The sequence below is a fragment of the Corynebacterium pseudogenitalium genome (genome assembly GCF_024453815.1).
In the GTDB taxonomy this organism is placed as follows: domain Bacteria; phylum Actinomycetota; class Actinomycetes; order Mycobacteriales; family Mycobacteriaceae; genus Corynebacterium; species Corynebacterium pseudogenitalium.
Genome location: NZ_CP072934.1, coordinates 1403069 through 1419491, shown reverse-complemented (window position 1 = coordinate 1419491; position 16423 = coordinate 1403069). Strand labels below are relative to the sequence as shown.

The following is a 16423-nucleotide window of genomic DNA, read 5'->3' as shown; positions in this document are numbered from 1 at the left end:
CTACAGCGTGGATGGGCGCGCGACAAACACCGTGGCAAGACGCTTCTTGGATTCTTTCACAAGGGCGACGACGCGGCCGTCGTCACGTTGTGCAGCGTGTACACCCGAAAGTCCGCGAGGTTCGAGCCATTTGCCCATAGCGAGGGCGTCGTATTCATCGTTGGTGACGGGCAGTACCGGCCAACAGGTAGCGCAGGCTTCGTCGAGGGTGAGGCTGAAGCGCGGGTGAGCCTGGATGTCTTCCAGCTCCAATGCGTGCTCGAGGTTAAAGGGCCCGACTGTGGTTCGGCGAAGCGCAGTCAGGTGCCCGCCGGTGTGTAGGGTCTCACCTAGATCGCGTGCGAGCGCGCGAATGTACGTCCCCGAGGAGCAGTGCACACGGACATCGACGTCAATCCAGGTATCGACGCGAGCGATGCCCAAAATGCTGTACTCATGAATTGTTACTGGTCGGGCTGGGATCTCGACATCGTGTCCTTCGCGGACGAGCTGATGTGCGCGCTTGCCGTCGATTTTGATTGCGGACACGCTTGAGGGGCGCTGCATGATATCGCCGCGGAAGCTGTCGATGGCGTCGATAATGTCGGCGTCAGTGACTGCATCGGTGGGGGAGGTGCTGACGACCTCGCCCTCGGCGTCATCCGTCGTGGTGGTGGCGCCGAGCCGAATGGTTGCCTCGTACGTTTTGGTTTCCGCGACGAGGTGGGCGAGGAGCTTTGTGCCGCGCTCGATACCGACAACCAGTACTCCAGTCGCCATCGGATCCAAGGTGCCGGCATGACCAACTTTGCGGGTCCCGAAAGCACGGCGAAGGCGTGCGACCACGTCGTGGCTTGTGAGACCTTGTGGCTTATCGATGACAACAATTCCAGATGTAGCGAGGGGATCACTCATAGCTCTTTAGTATGCCGTACGCTATTGCACGTGGATATTTTGCACGGTCTTAATGCTGTCCCGGAATCGTTTGGTGCCCTCGACGGCACCGTGCTGACGATAGGGGTCTTTGACGGAGTCCACCGCGGTCACCAGATGCTGATCAAAGCAGCTGTTGATGAGGCGAAGCGTCTCCAGGTGCCATGCGTGGTGATGACATTTGAGCCGCACCCGGTAGCAGTATTTCGTCCGGAAGCCGCACCCACGGCGCTGATGCCACTCGAGGAGCGGGCGCGGCTCATCGCTGAGCTTGGCGTGGACGCGCTGATTGTTATCGATTTCCGCAAAGAGCTTGCGGGGGAGAGTGCACAAGACTATTTCGACAAAGTAGTGATGGGCACCTTGCATGCTCGTCATGTCTTTGTGGGCGAGAATTTTACGTTCGGACGTAACGCTTCCGGCACGTCGCAGACGATGGTGCAGCTCGGTGAGCAGAATGGTGTTGATGTGACGGTAGTCCGCCTGCTGAAAGAGGGTGCGACAAGAATTTGTTCAACGGCGATTCGGGACGAGCTTGCGCAGGGCAACATCAGCGTGGCTAAGGACTACATGGGCAGGCCGTTCTCCGTTGTGGGTCCGATCGAGCGGGGTGCTGGGCGAGGAGGTCGCGAGCTCGGTTACCCGACCGCGAATCAGTATGTTGCTGATGTCTCTGCCCTCCCGAAGGATGGGGTGTACGCGGGGTGGCTCACAATTATCGACGATGCCCCCATCGGCGGGAACATGGTTCCGGGAAAGCGCTACCCGGCTGCGATTTCAGTCGGCACTAATCCGACGTTCGGTGACAAGCGGCGCAGTGTCGAGTCCTACGTGCTTGATAGAGATGCTGACCTTTACGATCGGATGGCCCGCGTCGAATTCGTGGCGAAGGTTCGCGACATGGTCAAGTTCGATTCCGTTGACGAGCTTCTGGAGCACATGGCTCGGGACGTTTCCCGGACCCGCGAGCTCTTAAGCGAGCCTGTTGCTGATTCCGTAGAATAAAGCCGTTGCTGATCTGTGTTGCTTGAAAGGTTTTTGCTGTGACCATCAAGATGATTCTCGACGTAGACACCGGTATCGACGACGCGTTGGCGTTGGCATATGCTATGGCTTCACCTGAAGTGGAACTTGTCGGCGTGACATCGACATATGGAAACGTCACGGTGGCTGATAGTGTTCGCAACAGTCTCGCGATTCTCGAGTTATTCGGGCGCACCGATATTCCCGTGTTCGCTGGCCCGACGCATGCTCGTGCCAAGGATAGCTTTGAAGTTCTGGAGATTTCGCAGTTCATTCACGGCGTAAACGGTATAGGGGAGGCGCAACTTCCGGATGCCCATCGCGCTGTCGAGGAAGCCTCCGCGGTGGACTTCATGGTCGACGCGTTCCACCGCTACGGCGACGAGTTAGTGGTTGTTCCTGTCGGGCCTCTGACGACGGTCGCAGCTGCCATGGAAGCCGATAAAGACTTTGCAGACAGTGCCAGGATTGTGATGATGGGCGGTGCGTTGACCGTGCCGGGAAACGTCAATACGTGCACTGAGGCGAACATCAATCAGGACCCCGAAGCTGCTGACTTTGTGATGCGCAGGGCACAGAACCTCACCATGATCGGGCTCGATGTCACTTTACAGACGTTGTTGACGTCGAAGGAAACCGCGGTGTGGAAGGAGTTGGGCACGTCTCAAGGCAACTTCTTGGCAAAGGCGACTGACTTTTACATCAAGGCATATGAAACAACTTCGCCGCATCTTGGTGGGTGCGGGCTGCATGACCCGTTGGCGGTAGCAGTTGCGATAGATCCCAGCCTGGTTGACTGCATTGGTATAAACCTGCGCACGGACCTCGAAGAGCCAACTCGTGGACGAACGATCGGGGACCCGGAGCGTCTGAATGACCCGAAGAAGACGAGTCAGGTTGCAGTTGGTGTCGACGTTGATCGATTCCTCGATGAGTTCATGACACGTTTGACCAACCTGGCGCGCAGCAGCTAAAGTAGTCCAGGCTTTGTGCGAGTTGAGACTGTGGTTCGCAGCAGTTGCAGCACAAAGTGGTCAAAGTATATGCGGACTGAAACAAATGAGGAGTTTTTCATGGCGCTGAACGCTGAGAAAAAGGCAGAGATTCTGAAGACCTACGGTGTGCACGAGACTGACACCGGTTCCCCGGAGGCGCAGGTTGCGCTGCTCACCGAGCGCATCAACAACCTGACTGAGCACCTGAAGTTCCACCAGCACGACCACCACTCCCGTCGTGGCCTGCTGCTGCTGGTTGGTCGCCGTCGTGGTCTGCTGAAGTACCTGCGCGAGAACAACGTGGAGCGCTACCGTGACCTGATTGCTCGTCTCGGCCTGCGTCGTTAAGACAATCACGTCATAAGGCTTCAAACCCCCGCTCTGGCTTTCAGGGCGGGGGTTTAGCTGTGTCTGGAGCGTGGTGAAATCCCTGGCAGGGTGGTAGAGTGTGCTTCGTTCTAAATGACACAAAAGCGGCGACATCGATGATCGCCCGGAGATCCAAGGAGAGGGATCAATTGAGCAGTTTTAAGCCGAGAAATTCGTACGAAATCCACGTTGATGAAGAGTATGGGGTTACCGAAGCAGTAGCGTCGCTCGACAATGGTGATTTCGGTTCTCGCACCATTCGTTTTGAGACGGGCCAGTTGGCTCGCCAGGCAGATGGCTCGGTGACGACCTACCTGGACGATGACACCATGATGCTTGCGACGACGACGGCGTCGAATAACCCCCGCGAAGGCTTTGATTTCTTCCCTCTGACCGTTGATGTCGAGGAGCGAATGTATGCCGCGGGCCGTATCCCGGGCTCGTTCTTCCGCCGCGAAGGCCGCCCATCCACCGAGGCGATCCTGGCTTGCCGTCTCATCGACCGCCCACTGCGCCCAACCTTCGTGAAGGGGCTGCGCAACGAGGTTCAGGTCGTGATTACCGTCCTGTCGATCGCCCCGGAAGAGTACTACGACGTTGTCGCTATCAACGGAGCTTCCGCGGCAACGCAGCTTTCTGGCCTGCCGGTTTCCGGCCCCGTTGGTGGTGTGCGTATGGCATTGATCGCTGACGATAAACACCCAGAAGGCCAGTGGGTTGCATTCCCGAATCACGAGCAGCACCAGCGTGCCATCTTCGAGATGGTTGTTGCGGGCCGCATTGTTGAGCGCAAGCGTGGCCGTAAGACGGAAGCGGATGTTGCAATCATGATGGTTGAGGCAGGAGCTGGCGCGAACGTCGTCAAGCTGATCGCTGACGGCGCACCTGCACCTACCGAGGAAACCGTCGCAGACGGTCTGGAGGCTGCGAAACCGTACATCAAGACGCTGTGTGAGGCGCAGCGCGACCTTGCAGCTCAGTTCGACAAGGAACGCAAGGAGTTTCCGCTATTCCCGGCATACACCGATGAGGTGTTTGAAGCAGTGGAGAAGAAGGCATCGAAGAAGCTCGCTTCCTTCCTGACCATCGCTGGCAAGCAGGAGCGCGAAGAGAAGATCAACGCGTACATCGAGGACATCGAAGAAGATGTGCTTGACCGCCTCGACGTCGACGAAGATGACGACGATGTTGCTGCTGTGGTGAAGGAGATTCGCGCGGCGTACAACGCACTGCAGAAGGAGATTGTTCGAGGCAAGATCCTGAAGGATGGCTACCGTATCGACGGTCGCAGCGTGACCGCGATCCGTGACCTTGGTGTTGAAGTCGAACTCGTCCCGCGTGCGCATGGTTCGGCACTGTTCGAGCGCGGCGAGACCCAGATCCTTGGTGTGACGACGCTTGACATGCTGAAGATGGAACAGCCAATCGATTCGCTGAGCCCTGAGACTTCGAAGCGTTACATTCACCACTACAACTTCCCACCGTATTCGACTGGTGAAACAGGTCGTGTTGGCTCCCCGAAGCGCCGCGAAATCGGTCACGGTGCGCTTGCAGAGCGCGCGTTGTTGCCAGTGATACCTTCGCGCGAAGACTTCCCGTACACGATTCGCCAGGTTTCTGAGGCGCTGAGCTCCAACGGTTCGACGTCGATGGGCTCCGTGTGCGCATCGACGTTGTCGCTGTACAACGCTGGTGTGCCACTGGCTGCTCCGGTCGCGGGTATTGCGATGGGCCTTGTGTCGGGTGACGTCGATGGTGAGACGAAGTACGTCGCTCTGACGGACATTCTGGGCGCGGAAGATGCGTTCGGCGATATGGACTTCAAGGTGGCAGGCACCCGCGAGTTCATCACCGCCCTGCAGCTTGATACCAAGCTGGACGGCATTCCTTCTGACGTGCTCGCTTCGGCTCTGAAGCAGGCGCATGATGCTCGAGAGACCATCCTGGACACGATGGCAGAGGTCATTGATTCGCCGGATGACATGAGCTCGTTGGCGCCGAAAATCACCACGGTGAAGGTTCCTGTTTCCAAGATTGGTGAGGTCATTGGCCCGAAGGGCAAGATGATCAACTCGATTACCGAGGAAACCGGCGCGGACATCTCGATTGAAGAGGACGGAACCGTGTACGTCTCGGCAACCAGTGGCGAAGCAGCAGACGCCGCGATCGACAAGATCAACGCAATTGCTAACCCACAGTTGCCGAAGGTAGGCGAGCACTACCTGGGTACCGTGGTCAAAACCGTTGCATTCGGCGCGTTCGTTTCGATCGTCCCGGGAACCGACGGCCTGATTCATATCTCGAACTTGGGTGGCAACAAGCGCATCGAGAAGGTCGAGGACGTTGTCAACGTCGGTGACAAGATCGAGGTCGAGATTCGTGATATTGATAATCGCGGCAAGATCTCCCTTGTTCCTGTTGAGCAGGACAAGTAGTCTCACCGCTTAAAGAAGTGGCCAGGGCATTTACGCCCTGGCCACTACGCGTTTGCCGAGCTAACGGTGGACGTCAATAACTAGCCGTGTTGGACTTTCCAACACCGTGGCCTCAAACGAACGCTGCCGGTCGAGTCCGATGAAGAACTGCGACTGGTTCTCAAACGTGCCGCCGTTGGTGATCCCAGCGACGTTGCCGGTTGCCAGCTGATATGGGCCAGCGGAGATAAGGTCAGGGTTGCTCGGGAGTCGATCCATCGGTGTGCCGTCGATGAGCACCTCCAAGATATTGTTACCGGTGACCGCGAGCTCGTGGCCGGAGGCCTGCTGGAGTGCCTTATCGGTGTACTGAATTCGGTATCCAGGTAGGCCATTGCCTGAGAACTCGAAGACGACGCGGTCATAAGTCTCATGGCTACCGACTCGAACATCCTGGAGCGTTAGCTCAGGGGCACCTTCGGGCGGAGCGAAAGCGTTGAGAGCGACTGGGGCTGCGGGAGATGCGGCAGCCGACACCGTTGACTCCGTAGCAGATGCGTCTTGCGTAGTGGTAGCTGTAGCGCTTTCAGTGGACGCGGTTGCTGTGGACGGCTCTGTCACTTCGGAGCCCGTGCCGCACGCGGTGAGCAGTGCAGCCACGGTGAGGACACCGGGGAGGATCAAGCTTCTCTTCATGCTTTTCGAGTGTACCGAACCACACCTGCCTCACGGCGCGCTACAGTGACAGCAGTAGATCGAATGTAACTCGTATGTAGAGAATTGAGGAATGAAAATGTCAATCAAAGTCGGTGTATTAGGGGCGCATGGGCGCGTTGGTACCGCAGTTGTAGCGGGCGTGCGCGCTGCTGATGATCTTGAACTTGTCGCCGAAATTGATAAAGACGACAGCTTAGACAAACTTCTGGACGCTGGCGCCGAAGTTATCGTTGACTTCACCACTCCTGACTCCGTTATGGGCAACCTCGAATTCTGCATCAAGCACGGTATCTACTGTGTTGTCGGTACAACAGGCTTTGACGACGATCGCTACGACCAAGTACGCAGCTGGTGTGCTGCTTCGCAGGGCACTGGCGTTCTCATTGCGCCTAACTTCGCCATCTCAGCTGTATTGACGATGTCCTTTGCTCGCCAGGCGGCCAAGTTCTTCGAGTCAGCCGAGGTAGTTGAGTACCACCATCCGAACAAGCTGGATGCACCGTCCGGCACTGCGGTAAAGACAGCGCAAGGGATTGCAGAGGCCCGAAAGGCCGCCGGAATGCAACCTTGTCCGGATGCCACTGTGCAGGAACTCGATGGAGCGCGCGGCACAGATATCGATGGTGTCCGAGTCCACGCTGTGCGTATGACCGGAATGGTTGCGCATGAGGAAGTTATCTTCGGCACCGTCGATCAGTCGTTGACTATCCGCCAAGATTCCTATGGGCGTGATTCGTTCGTACCGGGTGTATTGCTCGGCGTACGAAACGTCATGGATCATCCAGGCCTCACGATTGGCCTTGACAAGTTCCTCGGGCTGTAACAGATGCAGCCGCAGCGCCAACTCAGCATCCAGCTCGTGGCAGCATCAACGTTCGAACCGCCAGCCGGATTGGGCTGGTGGCCTTCATCTGGTGCAGCGACGGCGGATGCTGTCGTCGAATTTGCAGGCAGGGCAAGCTATGACTCCTTCGGCGACAATGAGTCTCACACTTCGAGCACGGACGCCTTCCTGCATCACATCATTGATGCCGGCAACCTCTCGCTGCTCGAGCATGCAAGCGTGACGCTGTATATTCAGGGAATCTCAATGGCCACCAGCCATGAGATATTGCGACACCGAGACTTTTCAGTCAGCGAGCTTTCACAGTACTCCTTACCTGAAGAGCAAAGAGGAGTCGTGGTTCCTAGCGTTGTGCAGCGGGACGAGCAACTTCAACGGTTTTTCGAGCACGCGATTGAAGACGCTGCGTTTGTGCACGACGAATTGCATAACGCGGTGGAAGCAAGTCTGACGGATGAGAAGAATGTGTTACTGCGCAAGCAACAGGTACGCGAGGCAGCTATGGCACTTGCTCCGGCTGCGAGAGAAACCCGACTTGTTGTCAGCGGCAACCTCCGGACTTGGCGGAATTTTGTTGCGACCAGGGCAGCTGAGCACAGTGGGGAGGAACTACGAGCAGTCGCCGTGAGGTGTCTGGAACTTTTGAGTGAGTGCGCACCCGTCTTGTTCGAGGACTTCGTTGTCACAACGCTGCCGGACGGGACTAAGAAGGCAACAACCCAGTACAAAACGTAGCGGTGGAGTTACATTCAGCCAGCAAAAAGGGTACGCTCTTTTGGCATGGGCACTTCTATGAAAGCTAGTATCGGTGCTGACGTTTTCGGCACAGTCTGCGTCGCAATGGTCACGCCGTTCGATAAGCATGGCGAGCTAGACGTTAAGGCAGGACGAGCATTAGCTGCCCACCTTGTCGGCAATGGCATTGATGCCCTCGTGCTTGCGGGCACGACGGGCGAATCGCCAACGACAACCAGTGAAGAGAAAGTCGCGTTACTGAAAGCGGTGCGTGAAGAAGTTGGCGATAGCGCCAAACTTATCGCCGGAGTAGGCACGAACGATACCCGAAAGTCCGTCGCATTGGCGAAGGAAGCTGCTGAGGCAGGGGCTGATGGCCTCTTGGTTGTCACGCCGTATTACTCGAAGCCGTCTCAAGACGGCGTGTTTGCGCACTTCCGGGAGATCGCGTCTGCAACTTCGTTGCCGATCTGCCTCTACGACATTCCAGGACGCTCTGCGATTCCGATTGCTTCGGACACCATTGCGAAGTTGGCGGAATTGCCAACCGTAGTTGCGATGAAGGACGCGAAAGGCGACTTCTTCCAGGCAGCACCGTTGATCCAATCAACAGGTCTGGCATGGTATTCGGGGGACGACCCTCTGAACCTGCCGTGGCTGGCCATGGGGGCAACCGGTGTGATCTCGGTTGTAGGCCACGCAGCACCGCAAGCATTGCGCGAGCTCATCACAAGCTTCGAGGAAGGCGACCTCGTCCGTGCGCGGGAAATTAACGCCAACGTCATCGATGTTCTCGCACATCAACAGGCGATTCTCGGTGGCACAACATTTGCAAAGGCTGCCCTGCGTCTGCAGGGCATTGAAGTAGGCGAACCACGCCTGCCAGTGGTCGGAGCGACCTCTGAGCAGGTAGAGGTTCTCAGAGAAGATTTGAAGAAGGCTGGAGTCCTTTAAGTATGAACGAACCCCGTACACGCTCACGCAAAGTGACGCGTAAAGCAGGGCCACCTGAGGCCACTGAACAGAAGCCGGTGTTTCAGGCACCGAAGCAGGCCGCAGGAACTGCAAGTAATGAAGATGACAAGGGCTCTGAGAAGTCACAGCGGGATAACAAGTCCCGGAACTCGAACGGAAATGGCGGTAACGGCAGGAATCGCCGCCGCGGCCGTGGACGCGGTAACAACGGCGGTGGCCGCCGTAACCCGGTGAAGTCGATGCAGGGCGCAGACTTGACGAAGCGCCTCCCGGCTCCTCCGAAGGCACCGAAGGGAACCCTGCGTATTTACGCCTTGGGTGGTATTTCCGAAATCGGTCGTAATATGACGGTGTTTGAATACAACGGACGCCTGCTCATCGTTGACTGTGGTGTGCTGTTCCCGAACTCCGGTGAACCAGGCGTTGATCTTGTGCTGCCTGACTTTGGTCCGATTGAAAAGAAGTTGGACAAGGTCGAGGCCCTGGTTGTCACTCATGGACATGAAGACCACATTGGCGCAATCCCGTGGCTGTTGAAGCTGCGCCCGGATATCCCGATTTACTCGTCGCGTTTCACCAATGCGCTGATTGCTGCGAAGACGAAGGAGCACCGTCAGCGTCCGAAGTTGCATGAGGTGAACAAGGATTCTTCCGTCAACTTGGGCCCATTCCACGTGCGTTTCTGGCACGTGAATCACTCCATTCCGCAGTGTCTCGGCCTGTCTATTAAGACCGGCGCGGGTCATGTTGTGATGACTGGTGATGTCAAGGTGGACCAGACTCCGTACGACGGAATGCCGACGGACCTGCCGGCGCTGTCGCGTTACGGTGACGAAGGCGTCGATCTGTTTATGTGTGACTCCACGAACGCTACGGTGCCGGGTATTTCTGCATCCGAGGCCGGTATCGAGGAGACACTGACGCGTTTGGTGAGCCAGGCGAAGCAGCGCGTTGTGATTGCTTCGTTTGCTTCCAACGTTGCTCGCGTCCAAATGGCAGTCAACGCGGCTGTAGCGAATGGTCGCAAGGTTGCCTTCAACGGCCGCTCCATGTTGAGAAATATGGAAATCGCCGAGAAGATGAGCCTGCTGAAGGCTCCGAAGAACACGATTATCCCTATCGAAGAAGCTGCCAAGATGGCGCCGCATAAGGTTGTGCTGATCACAACGGGTACGCAGGGCGAGCCGATGGCTGCGCTTTCGCGTATGTCGCGCCGTGAACACCGCCAGATCACCATCCGCGACGGTGACATGATCATCCTGTCGTCTTCCCTGATCCCAGGTAATGAGGAAGCTGTGTTCGCGGCGATCAACAACCTCGCACAAATCGGTGCGACTGTGGTGACGAACTCCGAAGCTCATGTCCACGCTTCTGGCCACGGCTACGCCGGTGAGCTTCTCTTCCTGTACAACGCAGCACGCCCGACTTGCGCTATGCCTGTGCACGGTGAGTGGCGCCACATGCGCGCGAACAAGGAGCTCGCTATTGCGACCGGTGTGAAGCCGGAGAATACCGCACTTGCTCAAAATGGTGTTGTGGTTGACATGACGAAGGGCAAGATCAAGGTTGTTGGCCAGTACCAGGTCGGACAGCTTTATGTTGATGGCGCGACGATGGGCGACGTAGACCCGGACGTGCTGGCAGACCGCAGCTCGCTTGCCTCAGGTGGCGTTGTCTCGATTACCTGCGTGATCGACGACCGCACGAGTAGCCTCATTGAGGTACCGCGCGTCTCCACCACTGGTTTCTCTGAAGACGACCGTGACTTCAATAAGAAGGTCGTCGAGCGTGTCCAGGAAGTTATGGGTGATTTGGCTGCAGAAGGGGAGAATGACCCGTACCGCATGGTGCAGCAGCTTCGTCGTCAGCTCTCGCGAACGATTGAGCAGAAGTACAAGCGTGAGCCAGTCATTCTTCCAACCGTGGTTCCAACCGCGGCGGATATTGGACCGGCAGAAGACGCTGATGTTCAAGCAACACGAGAGTCGCTTTAATACCTGACACTTTTGTGAGCAGAACTATGGGCCCTGGCACTATGCTAGGGCCCATGTCATTTGCAAAGACTGAACGAAATCAACTCGCTGAACTGTTACTCGAAGTCGGGCCTGAAGCACCGACGCTGTGCGAGGGCTGGAACACTCGCGATTTGGCGACGCACCTCTATATCCGTGAACGAAGGCCATTAGCTGCCATCGGAATATTCGTAAAGCGAGCGAGGAAGTTTTTGGAGGCGGAGGAAGCCCGACTTGCATCATGGTCGTACGAGGATCTTGTGCGTCTCTGGGCCATCGGTCCGCCTTCGCTTTTCAAGCCGAGTGACGACACGTTAAATACAGCCGAGCACTTTATTCACCACGAAGACGTTCGTCGAGGTAGAGGTAAGGTCGAGCCTCGGCAGTTTAGTGCCGTCACCAACAAAGAACTTTTGAAGCTTGCGAAGCGGTTTGGTTCAGTCACGCTGAAAGGTGTTGCGGTACCTGTGATTTTGACGCCCCCGGACTTGCCTCCTGCGGTCATTGGCGAAGGCGTCGGCGTTTCAAAGCAGGGCGATAACGTCGTCCGCGTATATGGCGAACCCGGGGAACTATTGTTGTGGGCCGCCGGTCGCAGCGCGGTCGAAGTGGATGTAACCGGTGCGGTTGAAGCTCTTGCTGGAGTAGATATCAAGTTGTAGTACTTGATTCATTCGCCTGTAACAATATCTGTGGTTTTAGAGTGGCGGATGGTAATAATGGTGCGCAAGGTACTAATGTGTAGCACATGTCTGCCAGGAAACCAGCGCCACGAAATACGCGAGCTTCGACAGGCCCGCGGGACCGTGCACGTTCAACGACGAGCCGTTACGGTGCCCCAGCGTCGATGACGCATCCACCGACCTCGTCCATGGTCGCGGCAGAGACTGCCGATGAACGGGTCGGGTCCGCGACGAGAGTCGTCGGAAGCTCAATTGGCAGTGCAGTTCGCGGAGCTGGTTCGTTGCTTACCAAACTTCGACCACGCCGTAAGGAGAGTTTTGACAGCGTGCCCGACGCAAACGGATACGATGACGAGGACGACAACTTCGATTTTCTTGACGACGGCCCCTCTGCTGAGGCGCCGCAACGTGAAGAGCACTCACGAAAGTCCAGTCGCTCGTTGGGCATCTCGCGTGGCAACGTTGACGCGTACGGTTTAGTGCTCATTGGCCTTGCCGCGATCCTGGGCGCCTCCGTGTGGATGGATATCGCTGGCCCGATAGGCAACGTCATTGCGCAGGGTGTTCACTGGGCAATTGGTGCTGGTGCGCTCCTGCTTCCTGTGATTTTGGTCTGCATCGCTATCGCTCTCATGCTGAACGTGAAGGCAGAACCGGCAGTACGTGCCAGGGTGGCGTCGGGCCTGTTGATTATTGGTATTGCGATGCTTGGCATGATTCATGTCTTCGCTGGCAACCCTGCCGATTGGGAATCTCGCAAGATCGCCGGTGGGGTAGTGGGCACGTTCACCGGTGGCTTGCTCGCCGCTGGATTCTCCTCATATGTGGCAGTTCCGCTGCTGGGACTTGTCATTGTTTATGGTGCGCTTCGTACAACCGGTATTACTGTGCGTGAGGCGTATGATTTTTTCACTGCGTGGCTTAGCTCGGTATTCCAGCGGCCCGAGACTGACGATGAGTCGGATCCTTACAGTGATGTAGGCCGGGACATTGACGCTATCGCAGAGGGGTGCCCGCGCACGTCGGCAAAGCGCTCGCGGGTTGAGCCTGAATCGAGGAGCCCACGTACCGGTCTTTCTCCACGTACAGCGGCAAAGAAACCAAGGGTTTCTGGGTTTTCGTCTTTCTCGGAGAAGTTGCGAAAGGCCTCCACGCCACTGGATAACTACCCGGCGAAGCCAGCATCAGCGCCTCAAACATCGGGTGATGAGACAGAGGTTATCGATTTCGGTGAAGACTTCGACACGCAGGAAGGCAGCGACGCCACTGCGGTCATTGAACGTCCTGCGACGAAGGCGGCGTCGAAACGTCAGCCTGCGCAACCCGAGGAGACGAAGATTCTGCCTCGACCTACGCTCGAGGAGGCTCAAAGGGATGCCGTCGATCAGTCGCGAGACGCAGTTCGCCAGGCGGTCGTAGCGCGTTCAGGGAAGGACCCAAGCACAACTCCACCTGAGGCGCCGAAGGATGGCCACGCGAAGAAGATCGACAGGAATTCCACCTACGTCGTTCCAACAACCGATTTGCTGCTCGCTGGCCAAGCGCCGAAGACACGCACCGAAGCTAACGATCGCATGATCGAAGCCATCACAGAGGTCTTCGAGGAGTTCAAGGTCAATGCTATGGTGACGGGCTTCTCCCGTGGTCCGACCGTGACCCGCTACGAAGTAGAGCTTGGGCCCGGCGTCAAGGTGTCGAAGATTACCAACTTGCAGTCCAATCTTGCCTATGCAGTCGCGACCGATAACGTTCGTTTGTTGACGCCAATTCCCGGCAAATCTGCCGTCGGCATTGAGGTGCCGAATCAGGACCGTGAGATGGTTCGTCTGCGCGATGTCCTCGAAGCGCCGAATGTTGCTGCGGACGATGACCCTATGCTCATCGGCTTAGGCAAGGACATCGAGGGCGACTTTATTGCATCTTCGGTGCAGAAGATGCCGCACTTGCTTGTTGCGGGTTCTACGGGCTCCGGTAAGTCGGCGTTCGTGAACTCGATGTTGGTTTCCTTGCTGACGCGCGCAACACCTGAAGAAGTACGCCTGATCCTCATCGACCCAAAGATGGTGGAGCTCACTCCGTACGAGGGGATTCCACATCTGATCACGCCAATTATCACGCAGCCGAAGAAGGCATCAGCGGCACTGCAGTGGCTGGTGGAGGAGATGGAGCAGCGGTACATGGACATGAAGACCGCTCGTGTCCGCCACATCAAGGACTTCAACAAGAAGGTGAAGAGCGGTGAAATCACTGCTCCTGCAGGCTCTCAGCGCGAGATGCGACCCTACCCGTTCATCGTCTGTGTCGTCGACGAGCTTGCCGACCTCATGATGACCGCGCCGAAGGAGATCGAGGACTCGATCGTCCGCATTACGCAGAAGGCCCGCGCAGCAGGTATCCACCTTGTCTTGGCTACGCAGCGACCTTCGGTGGACGTCGTCACGGGCTTGATCAAGACGAACGTGCCGTCCAGGCTCGCGTTTGCAACATCCTCGCTTACTGACTCACGCGTCATCCTCGACCAGGGTGGCGCGGAGAAGCTCATTGGCATGGGCGACGGTCTCTTCATCCCGCAGGGCGCCGGCAAGCCGCAACGCATGCAAGGTGCGTTTGTGTCTGACGCTGAAATCCAAGCCGTCGTGGACGCTGCCAAGAGCCAGGACGAACCACAGTACGTCGAGGGCGTTACGGAAGAGAAGGAGTCCGAGAAGAAAGTTATCGACGACGACATCGGCAAGGACCTGGACGACTTGCTGGAAGCCGTTGAACTCGTTGTTACGGCGCAGCTCGGATCGACCTCCATGCTGCAGCGCAAGCTGCGTATCGGTTTTGCAAAGGCCGGCCGACTGATGGATTTGATGGAGTCCCGTGGCATCGTTGGGCCATCGGAAGGCTCCAAGGCCCGTGAAGTGCTGGTGAAGCCAGAAGAGCTCGAGACCATTCTTTGGATGCTCAAGGGTGCGGATCCCGCGGACGCACCGAAGGACGTCGACGCGCAACTTGGTGATGACGCCACTGCAGATGAAGATGACGTGAAGACGGTCGAAGCAACCTACAATCCCACCGGTGGAGCCGTATAACTGGTAGCGACTCCCCCTGATGGTGTAGCCTGGCATTCGCATTGGAGGGGAGTACCCCGCAAGTGCCTCAGATCGTCAACACGGAACAAACGTATCCCGGTTGAGGCAGCCGCGTAGCTACGTGGTGGGGGAGACCTCCGGTCTTTCTTTGTCCTATGCAACGACCGGAGGTAACCACGTTGAGTGTCCCCCTATGGATATGGCTGCTCACTGCAGCAATCATTCTGGGCTTTTTCGCCTTTGACTTTCTTACTCACGTTCGCCAGGCCCACGAGCCAACTATCAAAGAATCGGGCTTTTGGACGCTGTTCTACATGACGATGGCAGCGATCTGTGGCGGTGCGATCTGGTGGGAGTGGGACGGCGAGCACGGCGTCCAGTTCTTCACTGGCTACATCACTGAGCTTGCGCTGTCCGTGGACAACTTGTTCGTCTTTGCGCTGATCATGGGTGCGTTCAAGATTCCAAGGAAGTACCAGCAAAAGGTGCTGCTCTTGGGCATTGTTATCGCGTTGGTATGCCGCCTGCTGTTTATTCTGCTCGGCGCAGCACTTATCGAGGCGTGGAGCGACGTCTTCTACATCTTCGCAGCGTTCTTGATCTACACGGCTGTCAAACTCGTTTACGACGAGGCGACTGATGCACCTGAAACAGATCCGAACGATATGGCTGTCGTGAAGGCACTCCGTAAAGTCGTCCCTGTCACGAGCTCCTACCACGGTGACAAGCTGTGGTCGAAGACGAAGGAAGGTAAGACCGCAGCGACCCCGCTGTTCGTCGCACTGCTCTCCATCGGGTTTATCGACGTAATGTTTGCGTTTGATTCGATCCCAGCAATCTACGGTATTACCTCTGAGGCGTACATTGTGTTTACCGCGAATGCGTTCGCGCTCATGGGCCTTCGCCAGATGTTCTTCCTGCTTTCTGGCTTGTTGGACCGTGTGGTGTATCTGCCGTACGGGTTGGGCGTGATTCTTGGCTTTATCGGCATCAAACTGTTGCTTCACGCGCTACACGAGAACAACCTGCCGTTTGTCAATGGCGGTGAGAATGTGAGCGTACCGGAGGTTGGCACCGTTGCATCGCTCGGCTTCATTGTGGCAGTACTGGTGATTACCGTGCTGTGCTCCTTGGTGAAGGACCGAGCGGATATCAAGGCAGGGCGGCGGGACCCAAACGGTCCGAGCTGGCACATCGACTACGACGACCACGGGAACCGTCGCAAGGTCGATAACCAGGGCCACCACATCGAGTGGATTGATGACCCTGCAACGTCGGGCAAGGGCGACCACACCGCCACTGGTTCCCGCGAGACGGATCACCTCCATGTGCAGCGCGGGAGGAAGTAGAACTTCCGCGGTTTAAGGGAACACCCGGGAGACCGGGTTCCACTCGTGGACCTCGCGGCTGAGTAGGGCGTTGTTCTGCCAGTAGGGGTCCTGGTTCATGAGTGATACTGCCTCCGCAGCGTCGGCAGTATCTGGTAATTGCACGATGATGAGGGCCTTGCCGGCGTCGACTAGCGGGCCAGATCCGACAATCCTTCCGAGCTCTATCTGCTTCGCGATGAACTCGCGGTGTGCGGGGCGCGTAGCATCTACGACGTCCGTATTATCTGAGTACGTGTAATGGAATGCAAAATATTTCATAACACGCAGTCTAAGGGA

15 protein-coding genes are annotated in these 16423 nt (G+C 57.1%); 11 read left to right on the top strand and 4 right to left on the bottom strand.

The features are described from left to right. Complete coding sequence (truB, locus tag KBP54_RS06860; RefSeq protein ID WP_252930809.1) at nucleotides 1-894, bottom strand: tRNA pseudouridine(55) synthase TruB; 894 nt, start codon at nucleotides 892-894, stop codon at nucleotides 1-3. A 30-nt stretch (nucleotides 895-924) separates the two neighbouring features. Between truB and KBP54_RS06855 the strand changes: the two genes are divergently transcribed. The 4 genes from KBP54_RS06855 (at nucleotide 925) to KBP54_RS06840 (ending at nucleotide 5734) form a co-directional block, all read left to right on the top strand. Continuing rightward, nucleotides 925-1917: a bifunctional riboflavin kinase/FAD synthetase gene (locus KBP54_RS06855; RefSeq protein ID WP_252930810.1), complete on the top strand. Its 993-nt coding sequence runs from the start codon at nucleotides 925-927 to the stop codon at nucleotides 1915-1917. Between the two features lie 38 nt (nucleotides 1918-1955). After that, complete coding sequence (locus tag KBP54_RS06850) at nucleotides 1956-2909, top strand: nucleoside hydrolase (RefSeq protein WP_256005089.1); 954 nt, start codon at nucleotides 1956-1958, stop codon at nucleotides 2907-2909. A 99-nt stretch (nucleotides 2910-3008) separates the two neighbouring features. Continuing rightward, entirely contained in the window at nucleotides 3009-3278 is a 270-nt protein-coding gene (gene rpsO, locus KBP54_RS06845) for a 30S ribosomal protein S15 (RefSeq protein WP_070362312.1), read from the top strand. 137 nt (nucleotides 3279-3415) lie between these two features. Beyond that, entirely contained in the window at nucleotides 3416-5734 is a 2319-nt protein-coding gene (locus KBP54_RS06840; protein ID WP_070362313.1) for a polyribonucleotide nucleotidyltransferase, read from the top strand. 60 nt (nucleotides 5735-5794) lie between these two features. Here the strand turns inward: KBP54_RS06840 and KBP54_RS06835 are convergent, their stop codons facing one another. Continuing rightward, nucleotides 5795-6409, bottom strand: a complete 615-nt coding sequence (locus tag KBP54_RS06835) for an AMIN-like domain-containing (lipo)protein (RefSeq protein ID WP_141742246.1) — start codon at nucleotides 6407-6409, stop codon at nucleotides 5795-5797. A gap of 97 nt (nucleotides 6410-6506) precedes the next feature. Between KBP54_RS06835 and dapB the strand changes: the two genes are divergently transcribed. The 5 genes from dapB to KBP54_RS06810 are packed head-to-tail and all read left to right on the top strand — an operon-like array spanning nucleotide 6507 to nucleotide 11658. Next, nucleotides 6507-7253, top strand: a complete 747-nt coding sequence (gene dapB / locus KBP54_RS06830; RefSeq protein WP_070478907.1) for a 4-hydroxy-tetrahydrodipicolinate reductase — start codon at nucleotides 6507-6509, stop codon at nucleotides 7251-7253. A gap of 36 nt (nucleotides 7254-7289) precedes the next feature. Then, a complete protein-coding gene (thyX, locus tag KBP54_RS06825; protein WP_246814941.1) occupies nucleotides 7290-8009 on the top strand; it encodes an FAD-dependent thymidylate synthase in 720 nt (239 codons plus the stop codon). Nucleotides 8010-8054: 45 nt separating this feature from the next. Further along, nucleotides 8055-8963: a 4-hydroxy-tetrahydrodipicolinate synthase gene (dapA, locus tag KBP54_RS06820; RefSeq protein ID WP_070478911.1), complete on the top strand. Its 909-nt coding sequence runs from the start codon at nucleotides 8055-8057 to the stop codon at nucleotides 8961-8963. 2 nt (nucleotides 8964-8965) lie between these two features. Further along, a complete protein-coding gene (locus tag KBP54_RS06815; RefSeq protein ID WP_070478912.1) occupies nucleotides 8966-10978 on the top strand; it encodes a ribonuclease J in 2013 nt (670 codons plus the stop codon). Between the two features lie 53 nt (nucleotides 10979-11031). Beyond that, nucleotides 11032-11658: a TIGR03085 family metal-binding protein gene (locus KBP54_RS06810; RefSeq protein WP_083290919.1), complete on the top strand. Its 627-nt coding sequence runs from the start codon at nucleotides 11032-11034 to the stop codon at nucleotides 11656-11658. A 166-nt stretch (nucleotides 11659-11824) separates the two neighbouring features. On the opposite strand, the gene KBP54_RS06805 is transcribed toward KBP54_RS06810, so the two are convergent. Continuing rightward, nucleotides 11825-11971, bottom strand: coding sequence for a hypothetical protein (locus KBP54_RS06805; protein ID WP_246814942.1), 147 nt, complete (start codon nucleotides 11969-11971; stop codon nucleotides 11825-11827). Between the two features lie 34 nt (nucleotides 11972-12005). On the opposite strand from KBP54_RS06805, the gene KBP54_RS06800 reads away from it, so the two are divergent. Together KBP54_RS06800 and KBP54_RS06795 are read left to right on the top strand one after the other, a co-directional pair. Further along, complete coding sequence (locus KBP54_RS06800) at nucleotides 12006-14756, top strand: DNA translocase FtsK (RefSeq protein ID WP_246814943.1); 2751 nt, start codon at nucleotides 12006-12008, stop codon at nucleotides 14754-14756. A gap of 179 nt (nucleotides 14757-14935) precedes the next feature. Next, a complete protein-coding gene (locus KBP54_RS06795) occupies nucleotides 14936-16105 on the top strand; it encodes a TerC family protein (protein WP_070977164.1) in 1170 nt (389 codons plus the stop codon). A gap of 12 nt (nucleotides 16106-16117) precedes the next feature. On the opposite strand, the gene KBP54_RS06790 is transcribed toward KBP54_RS06795, so the two are convergent. Then, the gene (locus KBP54_RS06790) at nucleotides 16118-16405 is read right to left on the bottom strand and encodes a YciI family protein (protein WP_256005085.1); all 288 of its coding nucleotides are present in this window, start codon (nucleotides 16403-16405) and stop codon (nucleotides 16118-16120) included. Between the last annotated feature and the right edge of the window lie 18 nt (nucleotides 16406-16423).

What these genes read in the sequence shown, in the direction of transcription:
- KBP54_RS06835 (WP_141742246.1), bottom strand. Translation starts at nt 6,409, where the DNA reads ATGAAGAGAAGCTTGATCCTCCCCGGTGTCCTCACCGTGGCTGCACTG.
- KBP54_RS06815 (WP_070478912.1), top strand. Translation starts at nt 8,966, where the DNA reads ATGAACGAACCCCGTACACGCTCACGCAAAGTGACGCGTAAAGCAGGG.
- KBP54_RS06810 (WP_083290919.1), top strand. Translation starts at nt 11,032, where the DNA reads ATGTCATTTGCAAAGACTGAACGAAATCAACTCGCTGAACTGTTACTC.
- KBP54_RS06840 (WP_070362313.1), top strand. Translation starts at nt 3,416, where the DNA reads ATGATCGCCCGGAGATCCAAGGAGAGGGATCAATTGAGCAGTTTTAAG.
- dapA (WP_070478911.1), top strand. Translation starts at nt 8,055, where the DNA reads ATGGGCACTTCTATGAAAGCTAGTATCGGTGCTGACGTTTTCGGCACA.
- dapB (WP_070478907.1), top strand. Translation starts at nt 6,507, where the DNA reads ATGTCAATCAAAGTCGGTGTATTAGGGGCGCATGGGCGCGTTGGTACC.
- truB (WP_252930809.1), bottom strand. Translation starts at nt 894, where the DNA reads ATGAGTGATCCCCTCGCTACATCTGGAATTGTTGTCATCGATAAGCCA.
- rpsO (WP_070362312.1), top strand. Translation starts at nt 3,009, where the DNA reads ATGGCGCTGAACGCTGAGAAAAAGGCAGAGATTCTGAAGACCTACGGT.
- KBP54_RS06790 (WP_256005085.1), bottom strand. Translation starts at nt 16,405, where the DNA reads ATGAAATATTTTGCATTCCATTACACGTACTCAGATAATACGGACGTC.